Raw genomic sequence first — 18,574 nt, 5'->3', positions numbered from 1 at the left:
CCTCCCGATAGACTTGATGCTGCATGCCAGGCATGCAGCCGAAGCTCGTCCCGCAAAGATTGGATACCGCACCCTTGCGAGAATTCACCGCCCGCTTTGCCTCCGCCGAAGAGGTCGCCAACTGGGATGGCCACGTCACCTCAAATCCCAACGGCGGGAACCTGCTGCAATCCGAGGCCTTCGCCGAGGTCAAGCAGCATTTCGGGTGGAAGCCGCTGCACCTGGTTTACGAGACGGCCGACTACACCAGCTACAACCTCGTCCTGGAAAAGTCCTTCCCCGTCCTCGGTAAGTTCTGGTATCTCATCAAGGGTCCCGACGTCGCGTCCGTGGAGGACATCCCGGGCATCGCGGCAGCCAACGCCGAGTTCGTCAAGCGGGCACGGCTGGGGGTCTTCGCGATCAAGATCGAACCGGACATCATTCTTTCCGACGAGGCGCGGAAGGTCATCGAAAGTGCGGGGCTGGTCAAGACCCCCAACCTGCAACCGAACGACTCCACGGCGCTGCTGGATATCGCGCCGCAGGAAAACCAGCTGCTGCGCAACCTGCACTCCCGCGGCCGCAACGCCGTCCGGAGGGCCATCCGTGAGGGCGTCGAAGTTCGGAACGTCGAAGCCACGGAGGAGAACTTCCGGGCGATGTACGCCCTGATGACCACCACGGTGGAGGCGAAGTCCCAGGTCCGGGTCCGCGAATTCGACTATTACCGCCAGTTCTGGACGAACTTTCTGTCCCGCGGCCAGGGCCGGTTGCTCTTCGTCTACGAAAACGGTGTCCCGTCCGTCGGAGCATTCGTGATCAACTACGGGCGAAAGGGAACCTACAAGGACGGTGGTTCGCTGCAGAAGCGTAGCCAGTACGGCGACTCGCATCTGGTCCAGTGGACCGCGATCAACCAACTCAAGGAGTTGGGCTGCACCGAGTACGACTTCTGCGGCACGCCGCCCAGTGACAAGCTCAAGGACACGTCCAACCCGTTCCACGGTCTGGGCCTGTTCAAGACCAGCTTCAGTAAGACCGTCACGGACTTTGTCGGCTGCTACGACCAGGTCCTGAACCCGCTGAAGTACAAGGTCTGGATGACGGCTGGCGAGCGGGTGGCGCGCCAGCTGTACACCCGGCGCACGGGCCAGCAGTTTTACTAGATCGCCTGCAAGTTGAAGTGAGAGCGCCGCAATGAACAATGCACCGGACGGCCGCCGCGGGCCGCAGACGGACGGCCTGCCCCGGACGGAGCCGATGTCTACCGTGCAGGTCCGGCAGAACGCCGCCGCCAAGCGGATGCTTCGCCGGCTGGTCCAGGGTGAAAATCCGCCGACGGCGCCCCTGAGTATCGTCGACCGGCTGGCCGGGAGCCCGTACGCCAACCCGATGATCCAGGTCGGCGGGGTGGACGCCTCGGCCCGCAAGACCATCGATTTCGCCCTGAAACTGGCCGAATCAATGTTCCGGTACGGCGCTGGTGCGCTTGAGGTTGAGACCAGCATCATCGCGGTCACGGCCGCCCTGGGGCTGAAAAACATCGAGGTCGACATCACCAACCAGTCGGTGGCCATCAACTACGCCCCGAAGGATCAGACGCCCCTCACGCTGCTGCGCGTGGTGCGGTCCTGGACCAACAACTACGCCGGCCTCGCCGAGGTCCACCAGCTGGTCACCGACATCGTGGCCGGCGGCGTGGGACGCGAGGAAGCCACGCGCCGGCTCGAGGACATCACGCACAGCCCCAAACCCTTTCCGCGCTGGATGGTCACCGTGGCGTTCGGCGTCTTCTCCGCGGTCTTCGTGGCGGTGCTGGGCGGCGGTCTGGCAGCTTCGGGCATCGCGTTCCTGTCGAACCTGCTGATCAGCTTGCTGGCGCGGCAGCTGGGCCGCTGGCGGACCCCGGACTTCTTCATCACGGCGTCGTGTTCTTTTGTGGTGACTCTGATCGCGCTGCTGCTGTGGCGCTTCGGCAGCCCGGTCGGAATCAGGATCGCACCGGCCATCGTGGTGGTCGGCGGAATCCTGCTGCTGCTGCCCACGGGCCGGCTGGTCTCATCCGTGCAGGACGCGATCAACGGCTTTCCGGTCACAGCGGCCGGCCGGTTCCTGTCCACCATGCTGACCTTCGGTGCCCTTGTGGCCGGCATCGCGGTCGGGTTCCTCGTCGGTGCCATGACCGGCATGGAATCAATCGATGTCACTGAAACATTCCCGGCCAGGTATCCCTTGTGGGTGCTGGTCCCGCTGGTGGCAATAGCCGTCGTCGCGATCGGCGTGACCGAACAGACATCGCTGAAGCTCCTGCTGCCGACGGCCGCGGTCGGCGTCGTCGGTCATCTGGTCCTGATCGGCGGGACAGCCGTCGGCATCGGACCCCGGTTCGCGCCCGCCCTCGCCGCCGTCGTCATCGGCCTGCTCGCACGGGTGGTGGCGCTCCGGATGGGCGCCCCGCAGCTGGTGGTGGCCGTGCCCGCCGCCCTGATCCTGCTGCCCGGCCTGACCATATTCCGCTCCATGTATGTGTTGACTATCGAGGAGTCGGAAATCCTGATGGGCGCCGGCGGCATGCTGAATGCCGGGGCAATTGTGCTGGGCGTCGCGGCCGGCATTGTGCTCGGCGATACGCTGGCCCGGCCGCTGACCAAGAGCCTGGCCAGCAACGAGCGGCGCCGGGCCCGGCGCCGCTAGGTCCTGCTCCGGCGCTAGATCTTGCCGATCGGCAGCTTCTTCTCGGCCTGGAAGTCGTCTTCCACCCGGCCCTTGGCCCAGTAACCGGACAGCGAGACCTGGCTGCGTTCCAGGCCCCGCTGGGTGTAGAACACTGCCCGCAGGCTCTTCATGTAGCCGCGCTCCCCGTGCGCGAAGACCTGGACCCGACCCTCGGGCCAGACCGCGTCCCGCACCGCCTCTACCAGGAGCGGGCTGCTGCCGGCCGCAACCCCGCCGCGCAGCAGCCAGTGCAGGCGGAGCCCTGCCGGCGCGTCGAGGGAGAGGATGTCGGCCTCGCTGTCCACCTCCAAGAAGGCCAGTCCGCGGGCATCGCGGGGGAGTGACTCGATGGCGGCGCTGATCGCCGGCAGGGCGGACTCGTCGCCGGCGAAGAGGTACCAGTCGGACTCCGGGTCAGGGTTGTAGCCGCCTCCCGGGCCGGTGAACACGAGCGGGTCTCCGGGTTGTGCGGCCGCGGCCCAGGGGCCGGCCAAGCCTTCGTCGCCGTGGACGACGAAGTCGATTGCCAGCTCCTCCGCCGCCTCGTCCACCCAGCGGACAGTGTAGGTCCGGGTATGCGGCCATTGCTCGCGGGGGTGGGAGTCACGGATCGCCCACAGGTCCAGCGGGCGCGGATAGTCGACCCCGGGCTGCGGGAAGGCGATCTTGACGTACCGGTCCACGTAGTCATTGTTGATGTAGCCGGCAAAGCCTGGTCCGCCGGCGATGATCCGAACCATGTGCGGCGAGAGCTGCTCCCGCCGCAGCACCGTCAGATTCGTCTGGGGACGGGATTTCCGGTTGGCGGAGGTGGCGGCGGGGACAGAAGTCATGCAGCTAAGCCTAGCCAAGAACCAGGTCAGGGCAGCGGCGGCAGTTCCCAGTCCACCGCGCCGTCGCCCTGGGCCCTCAGCAGCGCGTTGGCCCGGCTGAAGGGACGGGAACCGAAGAACCCCCGGGACGCGGAAAGCGGGCTCGGATGGGCGCTTGCCAGCACCGGGGTGGAGCCCAGCAACGGCCTCGCTCCCTCGGCGTCCCTGCCCCAGAGGATCGCCACCAGCGGTGCGGCGGCACCGGCGCCAGCGGTGCGGTTCGCGACGGCCCGGATCCCGGCAGCCGTCACGGCCTCCCACCCCTTGTTGCGGTGCGACCCGGCCGCGCCGGCCCGGACACTAAGCACCCGGTTGAGCAGCAGGACGCCCTGTTCCGTCCAGCGGCTGAGGTCCCCGTGAACCCGCGGCGGCAGCCCGAGGTCGGCGTCGAGCTCTTTGTAAATGTTGGCGAGGCTTCGCGGGATCGGCCGGGTGCTGCCGTCCACCGCGAAGGACAGCCCGACGGCGTGGCCCGGCGTCGGGTACGGGTCCTGCCCCACGATCAATACCCGCACCCCGGCGAGGGGCTGGCGGAAGGCCCGCAGCAGGTTCAATGGGGCAGGCAACACCTCATGGCCCGCAGCCGCCTCGGCGGCGACGAACTCCAGGGCCCGGCGCAGCTCCGGCTCGACCGGTGCCAGCGCCGCTGCCCAGTCGGGCGCGACGAGCTCCTCGAGCGGGAGGCGCGCCAACTCCGCGAACCCGGCCGCGCCGGCGGTTCCGGGTTCGAGTTGGAAGAGCGCTTCGGAACCGTGCGCATCGGAACCAGATGAATCAAACACGGTCCCATTCTCGCAGGACCGCGAGCGCCCCGAGCGGCCCGGCCAAATGACAACCCTGTTATTCGGCCGTAGCATGTGGGGGAAACCTATCGGAAAACGAGCCAGGGAGAGTGTCGTGGCTGAAGCAGCACCCGAGTACCGCCAGGAGGAGGGGTCCGGCTCCGCGCAGACCCCCGGCGCTGACGACTCGCCGCTGAGCAGCCGGGAGCAGCAGATGCTCGCTCTGGAGCGGCAGTGGTGGAAGTATGCCGGGGCCAAGGAACAGGCAATCCGGGAACTCTTCGACCTCTCCGCCACGCACTACTACCAGATCCTGAATGCCTTGATCGACACTGAGGCGGCGCTGGCCCACGACCCCATGCTGGTGAAGCGACTGCGTAGACTACGTACGTCACGACAACGTGCCCGCACCGCACGGCGCTTGGGATCAGAGGCCTAAGACCACGGGAAGCCGGCCGGGAAACGCGGAAATCCGCGGATTTTCCGACCCCGGGCCACCAGCCAGAATCAGCAAGGACGTCGCTTTACCATGACCAAGTACGCTCGGGACGAATTCGATCGGGTCCCGGAAATCTCCACGCGCCAGGGCGTCCACCGGACCGTCTCGGCGCCCCCGTCCCGCCGTCTGGGTCCCGTCCTCTCCTTCGGAGCCCTGGCCCTCGCGGTGGGCCTCGTCGCGTTCCTTCTGCTTCCGAGGCTCGGCTTCGGACCCGCCGCCGACACCGCGGAGGCACAGGACCGGACCAGCACCAGCAGCAGCGCCGCTGCGCTGCCTGCACCGACGGCCACTCCCAGCCCCACCCCTTCGGCCGGCAGCGAACCTACCGGCAGCATCGCCCCCGCTGCTTCCGCGCCGTCCGCCACGCCCCTGCCCACCACAGCTGCTGTGGACAGGTCCCAGCCGGTGGCGATCTACAACGGAACGACGACGGCGGGCCTGGCCGGGCGGGTCGGGACAACCGTCACTTCGGCCGGCTGGGTCCTGGGCCCGCTCGGCAACTGGGGCGGCCCCCGGCAGCAGACCTCGGTGGTCTTCTACAACGGTCCGGAGCAGAAGGCGAACGCTGAAGAGCTTGGTTCACTGCTCGGCATCCCGACGCTGGTGGCTTCGGCAGACTTCAAGATGCCGCTGGTCGTCGTCCTGGGCCCAGGTTTTAGGTAAAACGCGCTTCACCAACCACGGCCCACAACGAGGTGCGCCGTTAGCAACCAAGCTGAAATTGGAGACAAGATGGCACTGGGGACCGTCAAATGGTTTAACGCAGAAAAAGGGTACGGCTTCATCACCGTCGAGAGTTCCGGAGCCGATGTCTTCGTGCACTGGTCAGCGATTGCCGGGGACGGTTACCGGGCCCTGAGCGAAGGCCAGCGTGTGGAGTTGGAAGTCGGCGAAGGCGAAAAGGGCCCGCAGGCTGAAAGTGTTCGGCCCGCCTAGTGTCACTTTCCGCTGCAACCGTCTCACCGCAGAGCGGCGTCCACCGACGACCAATGGCCGGCCCATCAACGCCCGGCCGGCGGCTCGGCGGGCGGCTCAGTCGGGCCGCGGCGGCCGGGATCGCCACTGTACTGGCCCTGGCCGGGTGTGCCGGCCCCACCGGGAACGCGCGAACGGACGCCGCAGATGCAAGCGGGGACGGCACGTTGCGGATCGGAGTGCTCCTGGACAATACGGGACAGCAAAGCTTCCTCAACGCATCCCAGCTCGCGGCCGCCAAGCTGGCGGTCAAGGAGATTAATGCCGCCGGCGGTCACAAGGGCAGGCCGGTGGAACTGCTGCCGGCAGCCGTCGGCACCGACACCGCCGCCCAGGCGAAGAACCTGGTGGCCGCGAAGGCTGATGTCGTCATCGGACCGACCGATTCCAGCCGCGCCGCTGACGCCATCGACGTCCTCGCGCGCGCCAAGGTCGCCATCATTTCCCCGGCGAACACGGCACCCGGACTCAGTAAATACAAGAGCGGCGGATACTACTTCCGGACGGCCGCCGCCGACGTTGCGCAGGCATCGGTCCTCGTCAAGCTCGCCAAGGACGGCGGCGCCAAGACCCTAGCGGTGCTGCACGAGGAGGGGAGCTACGGCAAGGAGGTCGCCGTGGCCGTGTCCGCGGCCGCGAAAGCGGCAGGCCTGGGCACCGCCGTGGACGCCGAGTTCCAGCCCGGACAGGCGCAGCAGGCGGCGGCGGCCGCCAAGAGCGCCGCCCCCGACGCCGTCGTCCTGGTGGCACGGGACGGCGCCCAGGGCGCGATCGCTGAACTAAACAATGCGGGACTGGCCGGAAAAAAACTCCTGCTCAGCGACGGGGCCGTCAACCAGTACGGGCAGGGCCTGGCGTCCAAAGCGCTGGACGGGACGCGGGGAGTGCTGCCGGGCGTCTTCCCGTCCGCCCACTTTCAGGCCGAACTGGTTGCCGTGGACCCCGCCCTAAAGGACATGGCTTTCGCCGCAGAGACCTACGACGCCGTCAACCTCGCGGGGATCGCCGCCGCCGCGGCGCAAGACGATGCCGGCGCCTCAATCGCGTCTCGGCTGATCGCTGTCTCCGGCGGCACCGGCGGCCCCACGGACGGCGCCGCCGGTGAGGCCGCCGCCTGCAAGTCTTACCAGGAGTGCGTGGCCGCGCTTACCGCGGGCAAGCGCGCGGATTACGAGGGCCAGTCGGGCCCCATCAACTTCGACAGCAACGGCGATGTCACTGCCGCCGCCTACATGGTTTACAGCTATGGGCCGGACAACACTGCAAAAATGACGGGCAGCGAAATGGCGCGCAGTGCGGGCACCTGATCGCTCCTAGCGAAGCGGGCGCCGCAGCGCCGGGGCCCAAGGGAACACTGCTTGCACTCTCCCCGGGGGAGTGCTAATTATGGAGTTAGCACTCCCGCGTATTGACTGCTAATACAGCGCCTGGTTTCACCGGGTCCGTTGTGGCGGCGGGCTGACCGGGAGCGAAAGAAACACCTGGCTGGGGTGAGATCCCGGCCCGGCGGCGTACAGAGGCCGCCGGGCAGGAATCGTCCGTCGCGGGCACCGCAGCAAAGGTTCATTCTTAACGACTGTCCCGAAAGGACTACTGCCGTTATGGCCAAGATCATTGCATTTGATGAAGAGGCACGCCGCGGTCTTGAGCGGGGCCTGAACATCCTCGCCGACGCCGTGAAGGTCACCCTCGGCCCGCGTGGACGCAACGTCGTCCTCGAGAAGAAGTGGGGCGCCCCCACGATCACCAACGATGGTGTATCCATCGCCAAGGAGATCGAGCTGGACGACCCCTACGAGAAGATCGGCGCCGAGCTGGTCAAGGAAGTTGCCAAGAAGACTGACGACGTCGCCGGTGACGGTACCACCACCGCCACCGTGCTGGCCCAGGCCCTGGTCAAGGAAGGCCTGCGCAACGTCGCCGCCGGCGCTGACCCGCTGTCCCTCAAGCGCGGCATCGAGAAGGCCGTCGAGGCGGTCACGCGCGAGCTCCTGGCCTCCGCCAAGGAAATCGAAACCAAGGAAGAGATCGCCGCCACCGCGTCGATCTCTGCCGGTGACAACGAAATTGGCGCCCTGATTGCCGAAGCCCTGGACAAGGTCGGCAAGGAAGGCGTCATCACCGTCGAGGAGTCGAACACCTTCGGCCTCGAGCTGGAACTCACCGAGGGCATGCGCTTCGACAAGGGCTACATCTCGGCCTACTTCGTAACCGACGCCGAGCGCCAGGAAACGGTCCTTGAGGACCCGTACATCCTGATCGTCAACTCGAAGATCTCCAACGTCAAGGAACTGGTTGCTGTCCTCGAAAAGGTCATGCAGTCCAACAAGCCGCTGCTGATCATCGCCGAAGACATCGAGGGCGAGGCACTGGCCACCCTGATCGTCAACAAGATCCGTGGCACCTTCAAGTCCGTCGCCGTGAAGGCTCCGGGCTTCGGTGACCGCCGCAAGGCACAGCTCGCCGACATCGCCATCCTCACCGGCGGCCAGGTCATCTCCGAGGAAGTCGGGCTCAAGCTCGAGACCGCCGGCCTCGAACTGCTCGGCAAGGCCCGCAAGGTCGTTGTCACCAAGGACGAAACCACCATCGTCGAGGGCGCAGGCGACGCCGACCAGATTGCCGGCCGCGTCTCCCAGATCCGTGCCGAAATCGAGAACTCCGATTCCGACTACGACCGCGAGAAGCTGCAGGAACGCCTGGCCAAGCTGGCCGGCGGCGTGGCAGTCATCAAGGCCGGTGCAGCAACCGAAGTCGAGCTCAAGGAACGCAAGCACCGCATTGAGGACGCCGTCCGCAACGCCAAGGCTGCTGTTGAAGAGGGCATCGTCGCCGGCGGCGGCGTGGCCCTGATCCAGGCCGGCGCCAAGGCGTTCGCCAACCTGCAGCTCGAAGGCGACGAGGCGACCGGTGCGAACATCGTCCGCGTAGCCATTGACGCCCCGCTGAAGCAGATCGCCTTCAACGCCGGCATGGAGCCTGGCGTTGTTGTCGACAAGGTCCGCGGCCTCTCCGCAGGCCACGGCCTGAACGCAGCCACCGGCGAATACGTCGACCTGCTGGCAGCCGGCATCAACGACCCGGTCAAGGTCACCCGCTCTGCCCTGCAGAACGCGGCGTCCATTGCCGGCCTGTTCCTCACCACCGAGGCCGTAGTGGCCGACAAGCCGGAGAAGAACGCTCCGGCCATGGGCGGCGGCGACGACATGGGCGGCATGGGCGGCATGGGCGGTTTCTAACCCCCGGCCACCAAGCCCGGCTTGAACGGTCCTTGCCGCTGACAAGCGGTGATGGCCGGTGCGACGGCGGTCCCACCTCGGTGGGGCCGCCGTCGGCATTTAACCCCGCTCGCTCCGTGGTGAGGCGTCGCGGCATCGGTCCGAAAGTATCTGAGCAACCTCGGGCTCGGCTCCGCGCCCGGGATGTGCCGTTCAGTAGGTACGGAACTGGACCTCAACGGCCGACGCCCCGCGCAACGGCGCGAGCTGCTCGGCCTCGGCCTGAAGTGACTTCTTGGCCCGATCCGTCAGTAAGCCGAACGTTTTGACAGTGACCGCCAGTCTCCGACCGCTCTTACGCGGACTCCATGTGCCGGTGATTTCACCATTCACGAGGACCGCGCCCGGCTGGCCGACCCTCTTCCATACCTCTCGGTGGTACTGACGGTCGACGATCGTCCGGCGGTCGGGCATCTGGGTGAAAGGATCGTGAGGCGGAAGGAGGCGCGCCCCGGCCGGCATCGGTGCCGACCGTAGTGCGTCCAGATCCTCGGTGAGGATCCACGACGTGCGGCCGAACTCGACCGGCGTCAGCTCGTCGCCCAAAAGGTTCCACCAGGGGTCGGTGTCGCTGGCGTGGAAACCCGCCCACACGGCGAAGTCCCCGCGCGTGGACGGTCCGTAGCAGCGCAGGAAGCGGCGAAGCAGTTCGGCGCGTGCGAGGTTCGGGTCGACGTCCGGGATGGAACGGCCAAGCCACTCCTCGACGAGGACGAACGGTGCCTTGTTCCCGGCGCGCGGCGCGAAGCAGACCACCCCCTGCAGCGCGAGGATGCGGACACAGAAATGAACGACACCTTCGCCGAGCGGTAGCCCCGGGGCGTAGGGGCCTTCCTGTTCCCAGATGCCGCGTTGCCGTTTCGGCAGCCTGTGGGCAATCCGCCCAGCGATCTCCGCGCCCAATTCGTCGATGGCAAGCCTGCGTCCGGCCAGCACGGCACCGATCTCGGCGCCGGCCAGCTCCACCGTCTCGATCAGGTTCATGCCGAGTAGCTTGAGCGCAGGTTCCACGCCGGGAACGAGATGGCGCATCGCCTCCTCGGTCGGCGGAAGCATCCCGGTGGTGAACACCGGTGCGTCCGAGGCCGGAAAGTAGAACGGCGAGCCGCGCATGCACCAGGTCTGCAGCAGGCTTTTCTCTCCGGCCACTGCCTGGGCCACCCGCTCTTGCGTGACGCTTCGCACCCTGGCGTGCAAGGCAAGCAACGCCGATCCGGGCGGGCTGTTCTGAATCCCGCACCGGCCAGCCGCGTCCAGCAGCCCGCCCTCGCCCAGCCGTTCGTTGAGGTAATGGGCGCCCAGCCGGAACGCCACGACGTCGTCCTTGGAAACCCTGATCACTGGCATATCGTAACGCCGCCCACCGGCCGGTCTGCGTGCCGTTCTGCGTCCCGGGGGAGGGCCGGACCGGGGACAACGGCCGGACCCACACCCGTGCGGAAGCCGGATGGTGCGTTGCAGTCTGGCAGGATAGTGCAGTGACGATTACAGCAGCGGCCGACGGTTCGGCCCTAGGAAATCCCGGTCCGGCCGGCTGGGCCTGGTACGTGAACGACGAGTGCTGGCACGCCGGCGGCTGGCCCCACGGGACCAACAACCAGGGCGAGTTGATGGCCGTACTGGACCTGTTCCGGGCCACGGCGCACCTCGCGGGTGAAGACCTGCACATCTTGTGCGACAGCCAGTACGTGATCAACTCGGTGACCAAATGGATGCCGGGCTGGAAGCGGAAGGGCTGGCGGAAGTCCGACGGCAAGCCGGTGCTCAACGTCGAGCTGCTCAAGGAAATCGACCAGGCGCTGGCCGGACGCAAATACACCTTCGAATGGGTCCGCGGACACGCCGGCCACGAGCTTAACGAGGCCGCCGATGAGCGGGCACGCGCCGTTGCCCTCGCCTACCAGCAGGGCGTCGCCGCCCGGCAGGGGCCCGGCTTCGTCCGCGCCGGGGAGGCCGCACCCGTCCCGCAGCAGGCGCCCGCCGCCGCTCCGGCCGCGAAGATGACGTCTGCGTTCGTCGGGGAACCCGCCCTGTTCGGCGAGTCGGGGCTGTTCGATGAACCTGACCTCTTCAGCGAGCTGGAGGAACAAGCCCGTGCCGGGGACGCTTCCGCGGACCAGGCTCCGGAGACGATCGTCGAGGCGCTGGAGCGGGAACTGCTGTTGCCGGAGACCCGGTCAGACCTGGGCCGCACCGGAGTGCTGCTTCACCCTAACTTCACCGAAATCGGCAGCTCCGGACGTCTCTGGACCCGCGACGAGGTCATGATGGCGCTTGAGGAAGACCCCGGGGCACCGGCGGCGCTCGAGCTGCTGGCTGCGGAGCGCCTAGGCGCGGATACCGTGCTGCTCACCTACCGCAGCCATGCCCGCTCCGGCACGGTTCTGCGCAGCTCCCTGTGGGTCCTGGACGGGACCCAGTGGCGGCTCCGCTTCCACCAGGGCACCGCAGAGGCGTAGGCACTACCCGAACCGCTGGGCGTTGTTCAGTTCGGCCTGGGCGTAGTTCGCGGCAGCGGAATTGAGTGCCAGATTGATCGAGGCCAGCGAAGCCTCGACCTTTCCCTGGGTTAGGGCCCACTCCGCCAGCAAGGCCTGGAAGTTGGTGGCGGCCGCGCCGCGCCAGCTTGTCTGCAGTTCGTCCAGCCCGCGTTTCATCGCTTGCACGTCGGCGCTGATTCTTTCGACCGTCGCCTGGACGTTGGCGGACTTGAGCTGGAGCAGTTCGGTATCGACGGAAATGATACTCATGAAGGTGGCCTTTCGAACGGGCAGGCAGCCGGGTATCCCGCGATGACTGACGCCGCGTTGTCGAAGGCCGCTTTGTCAGGCGGAACGAGATCCCGGCTGCCTGTGGTGGAGGTATCCGGACTTTCCGGACTCTTCGAGCGTAGGCAACGGCGCGCACCGGCCGCAGCGGGAAAACCCGCTATGTGGACAAGTCCGGGCGGCTACCCGCAGGTGAGTCCGGAAGGCCTCCTGCAGGCGCCTCCGCGGCTGCTTGAACGGACGGCCCGGAAGCCCCCGCCTCGAAAGCGACGGACGAATCCGGGGCCTCGTGGGCCTCCGGGTGCTCCGGGTGCCCTGAATCGGCCAGGAACGGCAGGCTGACCACCAGGCTCGCGCCGCCGCCGTCGGTCGGCTGCACACGGACGGTGCCCGAGAACGCGCCGACGATGGCGGCCACGATCGCCAGCCCAAGGCCGCTGCCGCCGGTTTCCCGGGTCCGAGAGGTGTCGGCGCGGTAGAACCGCTCGAAGATCCGGGCGGCTTCCTCCTCGGAAACGCCCGGCCCGTGGTCGATAACCTCAATCACCGAACGGCGCGCTCCGTCGGCATCGGCGCGGACCCCGACTGCCAGTTCAATCGGGCTGCCATCGGGCGTGTAACGCAGCGCGTTGCTCACCAGGTTCCCGATCACCTGGCGCAGCTTGGCTTCATCGCCCAGCACGGGGGCCGTCGAGCCGGGGCCGCCGTCGAGCCCGCGTAGCGCGATCACCCGGCTCCGGTCGCTCGCCTGGGTGTCCACCACAGCGTCGTGGGCGAGCAGCAGCAGGTCCACCGGCTTCTGCTGCAGGGGGCGCTGCTCGTCGATCCGAGCGAGCAGCAGCAGGTCCTCGACCATGGCGCCCATCCGTTTGGCCTCGCTCTCGATCCGGCCCATCGCGGTGGCGACATCCTCGGGGGTGGTGAGGGCGCCCTGCCGGTAGAGCTCGGAGAAGCCGCGGATCGTCACCAGCGGAGTGCGCAGTTCATGTGAGGCGTCGGCAGCGAAGCGGCGCATCTTTGCCTCGGAGGCCATTTTCGCGGCGAAGGCGGATTCGATGTGCGCCAGCATGGCGTTCAGGGACCGGCTCAGGCGGCCGACCTCGGTGTCAGGGTTTTCCACCTCCACGCGGCGGGAGAGGTCACCTGCGGCGATCGCAGCAGCGGTCTTCTCCACCCGGGCCAGCGGGCGGAAGGACCGGCTAACAGTCCACGTCGCAATGAAGAAGGCCAGGACCAGGGTCAGCAGCCCCACCCCGGCGACGACCAGCGCGGCGTGCTCCATCACCGAATCCACCGGGTACAGCGGCAGCCCGATCACCACGACGGCCGGGCGCTGGTTGCCGTCCAGCACGTTCACCGCCACTGCCCGCCAGTTGCGCCCGTCGGTGCCGCGCACCTGGAACGGAACCTCGCCGCGGTCATGGGCCTCGTCCGGGCTGATGCTGCTGATCGCCGGATGGGAATCCCTGCTGCCGCCGAAGGGATAGGCCGGCTGGCCGGGGCTGAAGAGCATCAGCGAGTAATCGGTGGGAACGTTGGGGTTCTGGTCCTGCAGCTGGCTGAAGGACTGCTGCTGGCGGGCGGTCCCGACGGCGGCCTTGAGCTTGTCATCGACCTGGCCCTGCAGATAACTGTGCAACAGGGCGAGGGTGCCGGCGCCGGTGGCTGTGAGTGCCACCAGCATCAGCGCCATCATGATCGCGACCAGCTGCGACCGCAGCGAGGCTGCCTTCCAACGCTGCAGCAAGGTCAGCGCTTTTCAGCCGTCCGCAGCACGTAGCCGACGCCCCGCTTGGTCTGGATCAGGGCCGGAGCCGAGGGGTCGATGTCGACCTTGCGCCGGAGGTAGGAGATGTAGGACTCCACGATCGAGGCGTCCCCGTTGAAGTCGTATTCCCAGACGTGGTCCAGGATCTGGGCCTTGGAGAGCACCCGGTTGGGGTTGAGCATCAGGTAGCGGAGCAGCTTGAACTCGGTCGGCGACAGCTCGATCACTGTGCCGCCACGGCGCACCTCGTGGGCGTCGTCGTCGAGCTCGAGGTCATCAACGCGGATGACGGCGTCGTCGTCCTGGATCGGCTGGGTGCGGCGCAGCACGGCACGGATGCGGGCCACCACTTCGTCCAGGCTGAAGGGCTTGGTGACGTAGTCGTCGCCGCCGACGGTCAGCCCGGTGACCTTGTCCTCGGTGTCATCCTTCGCGGTGAGGAACAGCACGGGGAAGTGCTTGCCGGAGGCGCGCAACCGGCGGGTGACGGTGAACCCGTCCATATCCGGCAGCATCACGTCCAGTACGGCGAGATCGGGCGCGTGAGTTTCCGCCGCCGCGAGGGCATCGCGCCCGGTGCCGGCGGAGACGACCTCGAACCCGGCGAAGCGCAAAGAGGTGGACAGCAGCTCGCGGATGTTGGGTTCGTCATCGACAACGAGCAGCTTTGCTTCGGGTCCGTTCTTTTTCATAGTTCCCATAATCCTCCCAGTCACTGAGAGTTTTCTGGGAGTCTGATGTGTGTTGCGTGGATGGCGGTCAGCTCTCGGCGCCGACGTCCTTGGCGTCCATGATCCGGTATGCGTAGCCCTGCTCGGCGAGGAAGCGCTGCCGTTTGGCGGCGAAGTCCTGGTCCAGGGTGTCCCGCGCCACGAGTGAATAAAAGCGTGCGGCCCGGCCGTCCTGCTTGGGCCGCAGCAGCCGGCCCAGCCGCTGCGCTTCTTCCTGGCGGGAGCCGAAGGACCCGGAAACCTGGATCGCCACCGAGGCCTCCGGCAGGTCGATGGAGAAGTTGGCGACCTTGGACACCACCAGCGTCTGGACCTGACCGGCGCGGAACGCGTCGAAGAGCCGCTGCCGTTCCTTCACCGAGGTGTCACCCTTGATCACGGGCGCCTGCAGCCGTTCACCGATCTCGTCGAGCTGGTCGATGTACTGCCCGATCACCAGGAGCTGCTCCCCGGCGTGCTCGGCTACCAGCCGCTCCACAATCCCGGTCTTGGTTTCGGAGGTGGCGCAGAGCCGGTACTTGTCCGCGTCCTCCGCCATGGCGTACGCAACCCGCTCGTCCCGGGGCAGGTCCACCCGGACCTCCACGCAGTCCGCCGGCGCAATGTAGCCCTGCGCCTCGATGTCCTTCCACGGGGCGTCGTAGCGTTTGGGCCCGATCAGGCTGAAGACCTCGCCCTCGCGGCCGTCCTCCCGGACCAGGGTGGCGGTCAGGCCGAGGCGGCGGCGGGCCTGCAGGTCCGCGGTCATCCGGAAGATCGGCGCCGGCAGCAGGTGGACCTCGTCGTAGATGATCAAACCCCAGTCGTTGCCGTCCACCAGTTCCAGGTGCGGATAGATGCCGCCGCGCTTGGTGGTGAGGACCTGGTAGGTCGCGATCGTGACGGGACGGACTTCCTTGACGGATCCGGAGTATTCGCCGATCTCCTCCTCGGTCAGGGAGGTCCGCTTCAGCAGCTCGTCCTTCCACTGCCGGGCGGAGACCGTGTTCGTCACCAGGATCAGCGTGGTGGTGGAACTGGTGGCCATCGCCGCGGCGCCCACCAGGGTTTTGCCGGCACCGCAGGGGAGTACGACGACGCCGCTGCCGCCGGCCCAGAAGTTTTCCGTGGCCAGCTGCTGGTACGGCCGGAGCTTCCAGCCGGATTCGTTGAGCATGATGGGGTGCGGGGTGCCGTCGACGTAGCCGGCGAAGTCTTCGGCAGGCCAGCCGATCTTAAGCAGCAGCTGCTTGAGCTGGCCGCGCTGGGAAGAGTGCACGACCACGGTCTCGCCGTCGATACGGGGTCCCAGCAGCGGGGCGATCTTCTTGGCGCGGCTGACCTCTTCAAGGACCGGGTAGTCGGAGGTGCGCATGACCAGGCCGTGCTGCGGGTCCTTCTCCAGCCGCAGCCGGCCGTAGCGGGACATGGTTTCCTCGATGTCGATCAGCAGCGAATGCGGCACCGGGAACCGCGAATACTTGAGCAGGGTGTCCAGCACCTGCTCCGCGTCCAGCCCGGCCGCGCGCGCATTCCAGAGGCCCAGCGGCGTGAGGCGGTAGCTGTGGACGTGTTCCGGCGCCCGTTCCAGCTCGGCGAACGCCGCGATCGCGTGGCGCGCCTCTGTGGCCTGCTCGTGGTCCACTTCCAGCAGGATGGTTTTGTCGCTCTGGACGATCAGCGGTCCGTCATTCACTGGAGCAGTTCCTCGGTAGCCTCGACATCGATGATCCGGTGGAGGGACAGCACCCGTTCGGTGTCCTTGGCAGGGTCAAAAACCCGCACCCGCCCGCCACTCACTGCTACCGGAACAACGGTTTCGCGGGTGGCATTCCCCATGCTGTCTACGACGTTCATCACCACCCGCTGCTTGAGCCGGATGGCCTTCTGCAAAGTTTCCAGTCCCAGCTGCGTGGCGGCCTCGCCTCCGGGAGCCCCGGGAGCCCCCGGAGTCCCGTGCCTACCCGGCGCGGCTCCGGTGCCGGCATGGCTCGAATCGGCCGGAGCGCGGCCGTCGCGCAGCACGGCGAGCTGGGCGTCGACGTCGGCGTCAGCGGGGGCCGTGCGCGGCGCGGTGTAGACCGGCCGAGCGCTGCCCGGCACGGCGGCGCTCCGGCGCAGCCGCACGACGGCGGCACCGGAATCATCCAGCGCAGGGGAGAGGCCCATACTTCGCAGCACCTGGGCAGCCTCCCGGGGAGCGGCTGGCGAAACCAGGACGGTCGGGGCGATCCGGACCAGGGCCAGGCCCGAGGCCGCGGAGGTGTTCAGGAGTTCCAGCAGGGCAGTTTCGTCCTCGCTTTGGATGAAGCTCGCAGCCGGACCTACGCGGAGCCGGGCGTGGCGTGCGGCGGTGTCCTCGATCAGGTATTGCAGCGGCTGCGGTACCGGGGTGGCCGAGTGCTCGCGCAGGAAGTCCAACAGCGCCAGGGCATCCTGCCCGGCGTCGAGCGCCCGCCGCACCGAGGAGACCGAAAAACGGTAGATGGTGGCCGGGCCCTGGCCTTCGGCGTCGGACATGGTCAGCAGCTTCTCGCTCAGTCCCGGATCCAGGTACCCGGGCGCGACGGCGGTCAGGTCCGCCTGCAGCAGCACATGGTTCAGTGCTGCGGGCAGGTGCTCGCCCAGGATCGCCAAGGCCTCGTCCGGTTGCTCGACGGCGATGGCCGCGCCGATCTGGCTCAGCGCGCCGGAGCCGACCAGGCCCAGCATCTCGGCTTCGGCCAGGACGCCGCGGATAAGCGAACTGAAGCGCCGCGCCATCCTCGGCTGGGACCAGTCGGCTCGCTCCAGGACGGCGGCTGAATCCAGCACCGGAGCCTGCCCGTCCGCTGCGGCGGCTTCCAGCGTGAGTTCGTGCAGAATTTCCAGGATCCTTTTCCGGACCACCGGGGCGTCCGGGCGCTGCGCCTCCGCGGAGAGCGCGTTGATGGTGCTGCCGGCGGCACTCCGGTGCCCAGGCGCGGTGGCGACGCCGCTGACCGGCTGGCCCACCAGGGAGGGGACCCGCTCGCTCGCCAGCCAGGCGTTGACCAGCCAGAGCCACTGTTCCTGCCGGGGCAGCGCCAACCATTCCAGCTGCGGCGCCTGGATCCACGCGGAGCTGTCGACGTCCAGGCGCAGCAGGCCGGCGAGGGCGCACAGCTCTACAAGGACGCCGGCTTCGTGCTGGCCGATCCGCAACGAGTCGGCGAGGCGCTTCATCTCCCGGACGCCGACGCCGCCGCTGCGCAGGGTGGTGAGCGGCTGCTCCCGCACCGCGTAGAGCAGTTCACCGGCGAGCCTCAGGGTTTCGGCGATGGCACCGAGGGCGGCGTTGCGGCGGAGGGCGGCGCTGGTCAGTCCCAGCTGCGGCACCGGGGGACTAAGGGCGAAGTGCTCGATGACGAAACCGCCGCGCAGCGATACGCCCACGCTGTGTGGGAGCTCCACGTGGGCGGCGTCCAGCGGTACCAGCAGCCCGCGTGCCAGGAGCCAGTCGACGGGGCCGACGTCGTTGCCCTCGTGGAGCACCGACGCCCGCCGCTGGGCCTGCGGGACGGCCCCCATGGCCCAGTTCCCGAAGCGGGCAAGCAAGGCGGCCGTCCGGTCCGGCGCGCCGGCGAGCAGCCTTTGCAGCGACTCGGGGGAGGCGGTCCAGCGCTGCAGGGACAGCGCAGCCTCCATCGGGGTGGCGGCCGGGGCGATGTCGGCGCCGGTGCGGTGCAGTTCGCCGACCAGCTGCACGACGCGCTGCGCGAAGGCCGGCTGCAGTCGCACCAGCTCCGTGTAGCTGCGCCCCAGCCCGGCCGGATAGATACCGATGACGTCCTTGAGGCTGCCGACTGGGAGGAAATGGTGCTGCCGGGCCACCGCTGCGGCCACACCGTGCGGCGCTTCGGCGCGGTGGACGAGGGCCAGTTCCTGCAAGGAATGGAGCAGCCGCTCCAGGGCGGCGACGGTGGAGCCGTTGATCAGCCGCTTGAGCGTCGCGGCGGACGCGCTGTGCCCGGTGTCGGTGTTGGTGCAGAGGTGGAGGGTTTCAAGGACCTGCATCTGGGGGCGGTTCAGGCGTTCCAGCACCCGCTGAACGCTCACGCGGCTGCTGGCCCGCGCGGCGAGGGCGGAGAAGTCCGGCACCGGAGGGGAGATTAGGTCCGGCCGCGCGGAGAACAGGGCCCGCAACGAGTCGTCGCTGCGTGCCTCTAGTTCCTTGCTGAGCGCGCGGATCCGGGACATTAATCCA

The 18,574-nt window shown here is 67.8% G+C and carries 16 protein-coding genes; 8 read left to right on the top strand and 8 right to left on the bottom strand.

Going from position 1 to position 18,574, the window contains the following annotated elements; translation table 11 throughout:
- Positions 1-74: 74 nt before the first annotated feature.
- Both QFZ61_RS00550 and QFZ61_RS00545 read left to right on the top strand, forming a co-directional pair.
- Entirely contained in the window at positions 75-1,148 is a 1,074-nt protein-coding gene (locus tag QFZ61_RS00550; RefSeq protein ID WP_307032342.1) for a peptidoglycan bridge formation glycyltransferase FemA/FemB family protein, read from the top strand.
- 31 nt (positions 1,149-1,179) lie between these two features.
- Positions 1,180-2,676, top strand: a complete 1,497-nt coding sequence (locus tag QFZ61_RS00545) for a threonine/serine exporter ThrE family protein (RefSeq protein ID WP_307032340.1) — start codon at positions 1,180-1,182, stop codon at positions 2,674-2,676.
- 14 nt (positions 2,677-2,690) lie between these two features.
- On the opposite strand, the gene QFZ61_RS00540 is transcribed toward QFZ61_RS00545, so the two are convergent.
- The gene (locus tag QFZ61_RS00540) at positions 2,691-3,530 is read right to left on the bottom strand and encodes a siderophore-interacting protein (RefSeq protein ID WP_307032338.1); all 840 of its coding nucleotides are present in this window, start codon (positions 3,528-3,530) and stop codon (positions 2,691-2,693) included.
- Between the two features lie 26 nt (positions 3,531-3,556).
- A complete protein-coding gene (locus tag QFZ61_RS00535; protein ID WP_307032336.1) occupies positions 3,557-4,351 on the bottom strand; it encodes a uracil-DNA glycosylase in 795 nt (264 codons plus the stop codon).
- A gap of 115 nt (positions 4,352-4,466) precedes the next feature.
- Between QFZ61_RS00535 and QFZ61_RS00530 the strand changes: the two genes are divergently transcribed.
- From QFZ61_RS00530 to groL, 5 genes are all read left to right on the top strand, one after another.
- Positions 4,467-4,790 (top strand): DUF3263 domain-containing protein, encoded by a 324-nt coding sequence (locus tag QFZ61_RS00530; RefSeq protein ID WP_373427105.1) that lies wholly within the window; start codon positions 4,467-4,469, stop codon positions 4,788-4,790.
- A 90-nt stretch (positions 4,791-4,880) separates the two neighbouring features.
- Positions 4,881-5,513 carry a LytR C-terminal domain-containing protein gene (locus QFZ61_RS00525; RefSeq protein WP_307032335.1) on the top strand — a complete coding sequence of 211 codons (633 nt, stop codon included), beginning with the start codon at positions 4,881-4,883 and terminating at the stop codon, positions 5,511-5,513.
- Between the two features lie 69 nt (positions 5,514-5,582).
- On the top strand, positions 5,583-5,786 hold the full coding sequence (locus QFZ61_RS00520; RefSeq protein WP_307032333.1) for a cold-shock protein: 204 nt from the start codon (positions 5,583-5,585) through the stop codon (positions 5,784-5,786).
- A gap of 53 nt (positions 5,787-5,839) precedes the next feature.
- Positions 5,840-7,132, top strand: a complete 1,293-nt coding sequence (locus QFZ61_RS00515) for an ABC transporter substrate-binding protein (RefSeq protein WP_307032331.1) — start codon at positions 5,840-5,842, stop codon at positions 7,130-7,132.
- A 294-nt stretch (positions 7,133-7,426) separates the two neighbouring features.
- Complete coding sequence (gene groL, locus QFZ61_RS00510; RefSeq protein WP_307032329.1) at positions 7,427-9,064, top strand: chaperonin GroEL; 1,638 nt, start codon at positions 7,427-7,429, stop codon at positions 9,062-9,064.
- A 192-nt stretch (positions 9,065-9,256) separates the two neighbouring features.
- On the opposite strand, the gene QFZ61_RS00505 is transcribed toward groL, so the two are convergent.
- Entirely contained in the window at positions 9,257-10,450 is a 1,194-nt protein-coding gene (locus tag QFZ61_RS00505; RefSeq protein ID WP_307032327.1) for a winged helix DNA-binding domain-containing protein, read from the bottom strand.
- Positions 10,451-10,581: 131 nt separating this feature from the next.
- On the opposite strand from QFZ61_RS00505, the gene QFZ61_RS00500 reads away from it, so the two are divergent.
- Positions 10,582-11,562 carry a ribonuclease HI family protein gene (locus QFZ61_RS00500; RefSeq protein WP_307032325.1) on the top strand — a complete coding sequence of 327 codons (981 nt, stop codon included), beginning with the start codon at positions 10,582-10,584 and terminating at the stop codon, positions 11,560-11,562.
- A 3-nt stretch (positions 11,563-11,565) separates the two neighbouring features.
- On the opposite strand, the gene QFZ61_RS00495 is transcribed toward QFZ61_RS00500, so the two are convergent.
- From QFZ61_RS00495 to QFZ61_RS00475, 5 genes are all read right to left on the bottom strand, one after another.
- Positions 11,566-11,853 (bottom strand): WXG100 family type VII secretion target, encoded by a 288-nt coding sequence (locus QFZ61_RS00495; protein WP_307032323.1) that lies wholly within the window; start codon positions 11,851-11,853, stop codon positions 11,566-11,568.
- Positions 11,854-12,031: 178 nt separating this feature from the next.
- A complete protein-coding gene (locus tag QFZ61_RS00490) occupies positions 12,032-13,618 on the bottom strand; it encodes a HAMP domain-containing sensor histidine kinase (RefSeq protein ID WP_307032321.1) in 1,587 nt (528 codons plus the stop codon).
- A 2-nt stretch (positions 13,619-13,620) separates the two neighbouring features.
- Positions 13,621-14,331, bottom strand: a complete 711-nt coding sequence (locus QFZ61_RS00485) for a response regulator transcription factor (protein WP_307032319.1) — start codon at positions 14,329-14,331, stop codon at positions 13,621-13,623.
- 67 nt (positions 14,332-14,398) lie between these two features.
- The gene (locus tag QFZ61_RS00480) at positions 14,399-16,045 is read right to left on the bottom strand and encodes a DNA repair helicase XPB (protein ID WP_307032318.1); all 1,647 of its coding nucleotides are present in this window, start codon (positions 16,043-16,045) and stop codon (positions 14,399-14,401) included.
- The gene (locus QFZ61_RS00475) at positions 16,042-18,567 is read right to left on the bottom strand and encodes a helicase-associated domain-containing protein (RefSeq protein WP_307032316.1); all 2,526 of its coding nucleotides are present in this window, start codon (positions 18,565-18,567) and stop codon (positions 16,042-16,044) included. Before QFZ61_RS00475 ends, QFZ61_RS00480 begins: the two co-directional genes overlap by 4 nt.
- Positions 18,568-18,574 lie beyond the last annotated feature (7 nt).

The organism is Arthrobacter sp. B3I4 (genome assembly GCF_030816855.1).
Taxonomy (GTDB): Bacteria; Actinomycetota; Actinomycetes; order Actinomycetales; family Micrococcaceae; genus Arthrobacter.
The sequence above is the reverse complement of the archived record's forward strand: the minus strand, read 5'-3'. Positions and strand labels throughout refer to the sequence as shown.

What these genes read in the sequence shown, in the direction of transcription:
- QFZ61_RS00525 (WP_307032335.1), top strand. Translation starts at nt 4,881, where the DNA reads ATGACCAAGTACGCTCGGGACGAATTCGATCGGGTCCCGGAAATCTCC.
- QFZ61_RS00515 (WP_307032331.1), top strand. Translation starts at nt 5,840, where the DNA reads ATGGCCGGCCCATCAACGCCCGGCCGGCGGCTCGGCGGGCGGCTCAGT.
- QFZ61_RS00485 (WP_307032319.1), bottom strand. Translation starts at nt 14,331, where the DNA reads ATGAAAAAGAACGGACCCGAAGCAAAGCTGCTCGTTGTCGATGACGAA.
- QFZ61_RS00545 (WP_307032340.1), top strand. Translation starts at nt 1,180, where the DNA reads ATGAACAATGCACCGGACGGCCGCCGCGGGCCGCAGACGGACGGCCTG.
- groL (WP_307032329.1), top strand. Translation starts at nt 7,427, where the DNA reads ATGGCCAAGATCATTGCATTTGATGAAGAGGCACGCCGCGGTCTTGAG.
- QFZ61_RS00505 (WP_307032327.1), bottom strand. Translation starts at nt 10,450, where the DNA reads ATGCCAGTGATCAGGGTTTCCAAGGACGACGTCGTGGCGTTCCGGCTG.
- QFZ61_RS00475 (WP_307032316.1), bottom strand. Translation starts at nt 18,567, where the DNA reads ATGTCCCGGATCCGCGCGCTCAGCAAGGAACTAGAGGCACGCAGCGAC.
- QFZ61_RS00520 (WP_307032333.1), top strand. Translation starts at nt 5,583, where the DNA reads ATGGCACTGGGGACCGTCAAATGGTTTAACGCAGAAAAAGGGTACGGC.
- QFZ61_RS00495 (WP_307032323.1), bottom strand. Translation starts at nt 11,853, where the DNA reads ATGAGTATCATTTCCGTCGATACCGAACTGCTCCAGCTCAAGTCCGCC.
- QFZ61_RS00540 (WP_307032338.1), bottom strand. Translation starts at nt 3,530, where the DNA reads ATGACTTCTGTCCCCGCCGCCACCTCCGCCAACCGGAAATCCCGTCCC.